The organism is Candidatus Jordarchaeum sp. (assembly GCF_052745115.1).
The window spans coordinates 1-9194 of sequence record NZ_JBRAKS010000149.1 but is presented as its reverse complement, the minus strand read 5'-3'; the positions used below and the strand labels follow the sequence as shown (position 1 = coordinate 9194).

The window sequence follows — 9194 nt, the reverse complement described above, 5'->3', positions numbered from 1 at the left end:
GCCAGGGACGCAGAAGCCGGCACCCTCTGGAGTCATCACACAAAATAAGCCACACTCTTTTGATGGTTTTGCTCAAAAACGCGGAGGCTTCTCCCCCCCACAGGCTTAAATTTTACAAAAATAGGAAAAAATAAATCAAAGGTGCAGAAAGTGGGTTAAATTAATTTATTTTGTATTTTTCTCTTACTTCTTTTGCTGCCTTTTCTTGTAATTCTAGCAAATTTTTTACCAGTTGTTCACCCATTTTGGAGTTCGGAATAGTAAAATTTCTAAAACCACACTGTGGGGTAATGAGAGACTGTTTAAGTAGAGAGATTACATCTATCTTAGATTCAATTGAAGAAATTATGGTTTCCATTCTGTTTTTTATTTCACTGGGCTCGGGAAGAAAATGGTATGGATCTTTTTTGCCCCTTTGGACCTCATATATGTTTTCTTCGCCAAATACTTCCTCGGGGGAATTGGGTGTTAAACCAAATGCAAAACCCTTCCCCCTGTCTAAATATTTTTGGAGTGTTTCGGTTTTTATTTTTTCGAGTATTGCCGGGTATCTTCTGGCATCAAATGAAAGGTAATCTATCTCCAGTTCAAGCACACTGTCTATTACGGTTATCGGGTTATCACATATGTGGATGCCCCTTCTACAATTAATTCTCTTTAAAAGATGGTCGACTGCTTTTATCATTTTGTCTGGATCGGTGCAATCCTTTAAACACAAAGGGAATAATGGTTCATCGAGAAATAGTATGGTTTCCCCCTCTTTACCTATAAATTTTCTAGTAAGTTTTTGTAGCTGATTAGATAGCCAGTGTGCAATTTCTGCAGAGGTATCTAAAACCAATTTAAAAACTTCCTCGTCGAAAATGGCTTTTTTCTTCCATGGCAGTATTTCTATACTATAAGCTTCGGTAAGAGGACCAGTCAATTCCCCTTTTATTCCCCAAATATCTACCTCCTTTTCTTGAAGTACTTCCTCTAGAGCATAAAGGCCCTTAAGGTATTTTTCCTCTATTGATAGCCCCGAGGGTTCTACTTTAATTTTTTTAAGAGCCAATCTGCTCCGAAAATTTTCTATTCCTTCCACAATCTTAGGGTCTTTAAAATTTAGTTTAGCAGATCCCTTTTCGAAAACAAGTCCTGGAATTATGTTGTGAAACTGGTATATCATATCATCTCCTACGGTTTGAGGAAAGTAGGGAATCTTGGTTCCAGATTCAACGATATCCAATGCTGCCTGTTTTGCATCGTCTATAGGATGGCTGCCCATTCCGGTTGAAGCGAATCTAATAATTATTCCTCCTTTCTAAGCAAACTAAGGTGAAACCTGTTTCACTTTTAAATTTTACATAATGTTTTAATTTTTTCCATTTATAATATATACACTTTTTATCTTGACCGGTGTCTCGGGCTTTTTCGGGGTACAACCGGTTTGCAGGCCTTTTTTCTTATAGCCTCTATTAAAGAATCCTCACCAGGTATTTCGTCTTTAAATAGAGTGGCTACCCTTCCTATGTATCGGGATTCGTGAGCATCACTTCCACCTATTTGAGCAACTCCCAGCTCAATAGCAGCACTTCTCGCCTCTCTGTTTACACTCCTCTTGGGAACATGACTAAAAACCTCAACGCCGTCCAAGTCTAGTTCGAATATTTTATTGTTTAAACTGCTTTCTGCATTTCTGAAGGGATGGGCAGCTACTACTACTCCCCCAAGACTATGAATCCTATCAATGACATCCTCAGCGTGAAGTTTTATGGGTAGTCTCTCTGAGACCCCGTAGGCGAGAATATGGCCTTCGAGTGATGTTACTTCGCACCCGATGAAAACTTGGATTTCATATTTGCTTTGAATCTGGTTTGCCTTCAAGGCCCCTTCTGTTGTATCATGGTCTGTTATTGCGATTCCAGTTAACCCTCGGTCGATCGCGGTAACCAGAGCCTCATAAATACTAATCTTAGAACAGGATGAGAATGTGGTGTGGATATGCATATCGATTAAACTCATTATAACCACTATGAGGCTTGATGATTCGGGAAATTATAGTAAAAAAATTTTAATTTTAAATCTTTGTCAAATATTTTCATCATCTTTCTCTTAATATCTATGACTAGTTTTATCTTATGGGATGCCAAAAGTGTTCAGATTGTTTAAATAGCAGGACATTAAAGTAGTTTTTGACCCATTTAACTAATGTTTTCGTGTAACCCAATGTTTTTTCTCTCCTCATTGACGAATAAGCGGATGTGGTTTTTAGGTAAATCATTTTTCCTATTTTACCGGCTCTCCACGCTATTTCTTGATCCTCTGTAACAATTAAATCCTCCGTAAACCCCTTAAGAGCTGTAAAAACATCTTTTCGGTAAAAGCAACACTTGGTTTGGGCGTGAGGTCTACCAAAGAGATAAACTATTCTATAAATAATATTGATAAGCTTGAAAAAGGCGTTTCCAAAAGAAGTGCCATCGCTGGGGTAAATGTCGCAGGTGCCGCCCACAATTTGCTTTTCATTAAAACTCTTTAAAACTTCATTCATTAAATTTCTACGGATCATGGTATCGGCGTCTAAAAATAATAGTATCTTGCCCTTCGCGATTTCGGCTCCCGCATTTCGGGCAGCCCCAGCGCCTTTTCTTGGAACATCTAGTAAGTAGTCAGCATATTTTTTTGCTATTTGAGGAGTTTTATCAGAACTGTGACTATCAGCCACAATTATTTCGTACATGTTTCGACGCAGACTCTGATTTAATATAGATTTGATGCAGCAGGGAAGATAGCTCTCCTCATTTAAAGTTGGTATGATAACAGATATCTTTACCATCTCTGTCACTCAAAAGAATTTTTACATCATTGTATGAGGTTTTTTAACCTATTAATATTTGATGCAAGATAAGGAACTGTTATTTCATTATAAGTTAGGGAACCGTGTGAACCTAAAAAGGTCTTCTCTATAATTTCAGTTTCATTATTTTCCTCTTCTTTTTCTGTTCTCATTTCCCCTCCTTTTTTCATTATTAGTAATACATCACCCACTCTGGATCGAATGACCTCTGGAGTCCTAGTTTCAGGTAAAAGCTTACTTTGAACTTCGTCGAATGTAAAAGCCACACCTGCATCACCTATTTTTACTTTAAGCCATTCTATCAAATTCTGTGAACAATCTTCTTTTACATAAAAATGTAGTACACGTCCTGACCTACCTGGAGGAAATCTTAAAAATTTTGAAACTTCCGCAATCTCGGTCTCATTTAATTTTATTTTCTTCTCCATTTCTAATTCATCTTGACCGTGATCACTGAATAGGGTTAGAACCGATTTCTTGGCTATATTTTCGTTTAAACTTTTTATAAAATTAAGAAGAGTTGTCTCAAAGTAGTTCATAGCATGCTTGTATTCCGCACTAAAAGGACCGTAAGTATGGCTCATAGAATCAAGTAACCCGATATAAATATTGATTAGAGTTTTGCGTCCTTCATACTTTTCTAATATTCGCTTTGCCACTGAGAAAGCATCTATCAGTTCTGAATAGCCGATACTGTTTTTTTCGGTTCCCAGTAGATGTGAAAGGCCGGTGCCCGCTATATTCCAGGGTAGTAGTTCAGTGTGGAGTACATCTTCTTCGTCTAAAATATTATAGATTCCCTCTTCTAATAATAATAGTTTAACATCTATTCCACTGCGATATAGCATGTCGTAGTTGGGAGATTTAACCGAAGCCATCTTAAGTGTATCTACAATAGTGCCTAGTTGAGGAAACAGAATCTTATGTCCCATTATACCGTGTCTTTCGGGGGGTAAGCCAAAATGAATAGAGGGAATTGCAGCGGATGTGATTGTTGGAAAAATTGAGCTTAAGACTATTCCATTAATTTTTTTATAAATTTTGAGAAATCTGTCTGCTAGCAGGAATTGTTGGGTGCCGAGAGAGTCCACCATCACGTTAACAACATATTTTGCTTCCAAGCAATCGTTTTCCTCAAGCATCCGTTTACAATTTTTATTTTCAAAAAGAGTTTTTCGATCACTAACTTTTACCCCCAAAATTTGAAAGGCTGTAGGCATGGCCATGAAAATGTTTTGATTATAATTCGGAATGAAAAGATCCTCGTTGTCGAAAAGCGGTTTAACTATGTTTATATCTTGCATTTATTTTTCTCCTTAAAGTAACTATCTTTAGATAGGATAATATAAAATAGCACGATTTAAAGAAAATAAGGGTGTCGCACAGTTGAGTTCAATAGTCGGTGTCTATGGCAAAAATGGAGAAAATGTCTTCCAGTACTTAGTAAAGATGCTTCGGGAAACAACTCATAGAGGCTCTAAATTTGCGGGAATAGATATAGATCATAGTATATGCAAAGTAAAGGGAATTGAGAAATTATTGAATCAGAATATAAAAGGTTGTAAAGGCATTGGTGTTGTCTCTAGGGATGTTGAACAGCCCTTTCAGTATGAAGGATTAGATTTATCACTCGTATGTGACGGGGAGATTTACAATAAAAGGCAAATCGAGGACTTGACAGGTAGTCAACTTTTAAATAATAAAGAATCAATTTTACTAGTTTTCAAAAAATTCCTCTCAGAGAAACAGAATGTTTCGAATGCGGTGGAGAGGACATTAGAATTTCTGGAGGGAATATATGCATTTGCATTATTCTATAAAAATTATTTCCTAATTACTAGAGACCGTATAGGTGTTAAACCACTATACATATCCGAAGAGAAGGGAAGAATAGCTTTCGCAAGCGAAAGAAAGGCTCTTTGGAGCATAGGCATGTTTAATACATACCCTCTGCCTCCCTCGTCTTGGGCAGTTATAAGAGAATCGGGAATTAAAATTAATTATATTAAAAATCTTGAAGAACAATATTTTAAGGAGGTGAGTCTTGAAAAAGCTGAAAAAGAGCTGCTAAACCTATTATTAAAATCCGTAGAAAAAAGGCTCAAAAAAAGAAAACCATTTGGCGTGCTTTTCTCTGGGGGGCTAGACAGCGTTGTTTTAACCAAAATTGTTAAGGATTTAGGATATGAACCTATTTTATATTGTTCCGGTGCAGAAAATTCGAAAGATATTAGAGGCGCAATGAGGGCTGCAGAGGAATTGGAATTACCGATCAAATTTTACTATATGACTTTAGAAAAGCTAAAGGAAAAACTGCCAAACATTGTTTACATGATTGAAGAAACCAATCCACTGCAAGTAAGCATTGCTCTACCTGTATATTTTTCAACTTTACAAGCAAAAAACGACGACTTAGAATTCATGATGTCTGGAACTGGTGCAGACGAACTCTTTGGAGGATATGCAAGATATATTCAAATTCTAGAATCTGGAGGGTACACTGCTTTACATAGGGCCCTATTATATGATATTAAGAATATAGCGGAAGAAAATCTTCAGAGAGATGATGCTGCAAGTATGTCTAATTCAGTCGAATTAGTATTACCTTACCTCGATTGTGAATTGGTAAAGTATGCTTTATCCATTCCGCCTCGTTATAAAATTGTAAAAATCGACTCGATCTGCATAAGGAAATTTATTCTTAGAAAAATTGCTGAGAGAATAGGACTTCCAAAAGTTTTAGTTGAACGTCAAAAGATTGCTATGCAGTATGGTAGTTATAGTTATAAACTTTTGCAAGAACTGGCCCAAAAAAATGGATTCAACAAAAATCTAAGCAAAAAATATGGATACCATAGTCCTTTAAAGCTGTATATCGAAACAGTGGCTAGACTAAAAAAAGTTCCCGGCACAAAACGCGAATTAGAGGAACTGGTAAAAAATATCATATGAAACAATTAAACACTCAAGACTAGGAGATAATTACTTGATGTGCGAAATCTAAATAAAGTTCAGATTTTATCTTTTAAACATAGTTGGGAGGTGTAATATGGTGGTTCAATTCAAAAGGGGTCACCTTTATTATCCTGAAGTGCCAGCCTGCCAAATTTTGGAATGGACGGTTGAGAGATTTCCGGACAGACCGGCATTTGTATATCCCGCAGAGATGACCTTTAAACAATTTAAAGATCAGGTGGACATATTTGCCACAGCGTTAAAAGAGCTAGGGGTGAAAAAAGGAGACAGAGTAATTATATATGGGCCTAATCTTATCCAGTGGGAAATAGCATGTTATGGAGTATGGAAGACAGGGGCTATCCTAGTGCCTATGAATCCATTATTCAAAGAATACGAGGTAGAATACGAAACAACCGATTCTGGAGCAGAAACAATGATAGTTTTCCAACTCATGTATCCTAATGTAGCAGCGGTCAAGGACAAAACTAGACTCAAAAACATAATAGTAATGGAGTTTGGAGAGAAACCAGAAGGTACAATCGGATGGTCAGAACTAATGTCTAAAACAAAACCAGATCCACCAGAAGTGAAATTCAATGCAAAGGAAGACTTAGCGGCACTGGTATACACGAGTGGAACAACTGGACTGCCTAAAGGAACCATGCTTACACATTACAATCTGGTTTCAAATGTGGTCCAAATATCTCAGGTTTTTGATATAAGCGAAATAGATGTTGCAATGAATGTGCTTCCTCTTTACCATATTTATGGGCTAAATGTTTGTATGAACGCCGCAATATGGTCAGGTGCAGCACAAGTGATTGTACCAAGGTTCGATGTCAAACAATTCTGCGAACTCATAGAGAAACATAAAGTAACATACAGCCTGTGTGTACCACCAATATTCCTTGCGGTGGTAAGACATCTTGAAGACCCAGCCATAAAAGGATACGATTGGTCAAACCTCAAAGTTTTCAATAACGGCGCTGCACCTATTCCTATGGAGCTTCTTGAAAGATTTGACAAATTAGCCAAAGAGAAGTGCAACGCTCAAGAAGTGACTGTGCAGCACGGCTGGGGACTAACTGAAGCCTCACCTGTTGTGGCTGTTAACCCCATGTATCGCCGAAAAATGGAGTCCCAAGGAACTCTGCTTCCCGACACTTACCATAAAGTCATTGATATTGAAACCGGTGAAGAACTTCCCGAGCCCGGACAAGTTGGAGAGTTAGTTATTAGGGGTCCCCAAGTCATGAAGGGTTACTGGAATAGGCCCGAAGCCACCGAGAGTGCGTTCTGGACCGATCCTAAAACCGGTGAGAAATGGCTAAGAACTGGTGATGTGGCATATATTGATGAAGAGGGGTATGAGCATCTTGTTGACCGTTTGAAAGAAATGATCAAGTATAAAGGCTGGAGTATAGCGCCCGCTGAATTAGAAGATCTCTTATTTAGGAACCCACATGTTTTTGATGCAGCGGTCATTGGTAAGCCTTCCCCTGAGCTGGATGTTGGTGAGATTCCCAAGGCTTTCATAATTTTGAAGCCGGATTCAAAGGGTAAAGTCACGGAACAGGATATAATGGATTGGGTCGGTGAGAACATTGCTGCTTACAAGAAGATTCGCGAGGTCGAATTTGTGGACAGCATTCCTAAGACAATTTCAGGTAAGATTCTGCGGCGTGAGTTAATTGCACAGGAAAAGAAAAAAATGGGAGTAGAATAAAAATTTAGGCTCGTATATTTTTTGAAATGAAGGAGTTCTTCTTTTTGGCTCCTTCAAATTTTTATCTTATTTTTAATTGAAGTTTTAGGGTTGACTTAATATTTTTATTCACTTGGGTATGATTACTGTTGGTGGTTTAATGCGTTCCAATATATGGTAAAGACCATTTTAGAATCGTGTTCCTTCCCAGCTTAGAGATTTTAGAAGCCTTTGGTAAACTGGAGGGGTTTTTGAAAAAAAGGAACTAAAAATTTTGCGATTTGTGTTGCTTTGGTATTTTTATTTTTCCGATTATGTGGAATTAAAAGTTTTTAGAATCCTTTTTTCCAAATATTATGAAATAGGTGAAATAGATTTCATGGAATTACTGGTTTAGTAATAATTTTAGATTATCAATCTTTCTTTTTTCGCAGAGGAGGCCAGTTCTATCTGGCATCCTTCGGATGTTTCTATTATGTTAAAGTAGTATCCCAGATTGCGACTTATTGCTTCGCCTCTGATTCTGCACAGAATACAAGGAAATTCGTCTGGTAAGTCAAGAGCAGATTTATACTTTTCTTTATAGTTTCTGCTAAGGCATTTTGTAATCTTAGCCTTGAAAGTATTTTCGGTAAACTCTTGAATATTTATCTCGGAGCCCATAGCTCTATCTATGTTTACCAGCGTTTTCACAATCTCTGTAAATTTCATATCTTTGGCTGCCTTCCAGTTTTTAGTCTCTATATCTCTATAGTAATCCCACAATTTGCTCAGGTCTTTACTGTATTTCTTCTTCATGTAGGATATCGCTATGTCCAAGAAGAAAGACAGACCGGAAACTCCTTTTTGCCACTTTTCTAGAGGCGATAAATCTGCGATTTTTATTGATGGAGCCGCAGCTTCACGAGTCACTGGTTCAACTGGCGCCTCTTCGGCCTCAAACATGGAACGAAAAGCAGTACTAGGCCCAGTAGCAAACTCACCTAGCATCTCCTCGGAGGATTCTGCCTCAGGCAACTCTTTCTCCCTAAATCTTTCCTCGCCCACCGGTTCAATTAATTCCTGTACAGGCTCCTCTACAGGACTTATTTCTTCTTGATAAGAGTCCTCGGGCATGGAGATTCTTTTAAAACCAGTCGTTGATTCAAAGTCCGATCGCGATATGGAAGTGGACTCTTCTGGAATTGGAGCCGGCGTAGGAGCCGGACCATAAGCGGGAGTAGGCGGTTGTGGGCCCTCCCCGGGAGGTGGTGTAGCCCCGATGGGGTATTTTCTCACTTTTGCTTCACTTATTATATTACCTAAGCTTCTCGCTATGGAATAGGGGGATATCAGAGGTAGAGATATGCTGCTACCAATAACACTAGTTAGCACATTAGGGTCAAGTGTGCCTACCTTTTTCACTGCTACGAGGTCTTTTCCCCTGAAGATTGCTATTGACCAGTAATCATCCACTTTACCTATTTGCACTAAGTAGGAACTTCCAGATATACTCGCTTTCCTCGAAAAGGGTTCGAAGACTACAGAGTTGTCTTCTGAAGACATAAAAATTCCTCAAAATTTATTCATTTTGCTTTTAATATTATTATTGTTTTAACCGATTTATTTGTTTTTTCTCGAAAAACTGTTTTAAATTCGTTGTAGAAGTTAGGGACATTTGTCACCCCTTGCTGTTAATTGGTAGGATGTCCT

The 9194-nt window shown here is 38.0% G+C and carries 7 protein-coding genes; 2 read left to right on the top strand and 5 right to left on the bottom strand.

Annotated features, from left to right (window positions below):
- Positions 1–160: 160 nt before the first annotated feature.
- The 4 genes from ACUVXA_RS11515 to ACUVXA_RS11500 form a co-directional block, all read right to left on the bottom strand.
- Positions 161–1267 (bottom strand): hypothetical protein, encoded by a 1107-nt coding sequence (locus ACUVXA_RS11515; RefSeq protein WP_445871411.1) that lies wholly within the window; start codon positions 1265–1267, stop codon positions 161–163.
- 119 nt (positions 1268–1386) lie between these two features.
- Positions 1387–2004: a PHP-associated domain-containing protein gene (locus ACUVXA_RS11510; RefSeq protein ID WP_445871410.1), complete on the bottom strand. Its 618-nt coding sequence runs from the start codon at positions 2002–2004 to the stop codon at positions 1387–1389.
- A 109-nt stretch (positions 2005–2113) separates the two neighbouring features.
- Positions 2114–2818, bottom strand: coding sequence for a glycosyltransferase (locus ACUVXA_RS11505; protein ID WP_445871409.1), 705 nt, complete (start codon positions 2816–2818; stop codon positions 2114–2116).
- A 26-nt stretch (positions 2819–2844) separates the two neighbouring features.
- Positions 2845–4143 carry an alkaline phosphatase family protein gene (locus ACUVXA_RS11500; RefSeq protein WP_445871408.1) on the bottom strand — a complete coding sequence of 433 codons (1299 nt, stop codon included), beginning with the start codon at positions 4141–4143 and terminating at the stop codon, positions 2845–2847.
- A gap of 82 nt (positions 4144–4225) precedes the next feature.
- Here ACUVXA_RS11500 and ACUVXA_RS11495 point away from each other — a divergent pair, with 82 nt between their 5' ends.
- Together ACUVXA_RS11495 and ACUVXA_RS11490 are read left to right on the top strand one after the other, a co-directional pair.
- Positions 4226–5791 carry an asparagine synthase-related protein gene (locus ACUVXA_RS11495; protein ID WP_445871407.1) on the top strand — a complete coding sequence of 522 codons (1566 nt, stop codon included), beginning with the start codon at positions 4226–4228 and terminating at the stop codon, positions 5789–5791.
- A gap of 97 nt (positions 5792–5888) precedes the next feature.
- Entirely contained in the window at positions 5889–7523 is a 1635-nt protein-coding gene (locus ACUVXA_RS11490; protein ID WP_445871406.1) for an AMP-binding protein, read from the top strand.
- Positions 7524–7907: 384 nt separating this feature from the next.
- Here the strand turns inward: ACUVXA_RS11490 and ACUVXA_RS11485 are convergent, their stop codons facing one another.
- Positions 7908–9047: a hypothetical protein gene (locus ACUVXA_RS11485; RefSeq protein ID WP_445871405.1), complete on the bottom strand. Its 1140-nt coding sequence runs from the start codon at positions 9045–9047 to the stop codon at positions 7908–7910.
- Between the last annotated feature and the right edge of the window lie 147 nt (positions 9048–9194).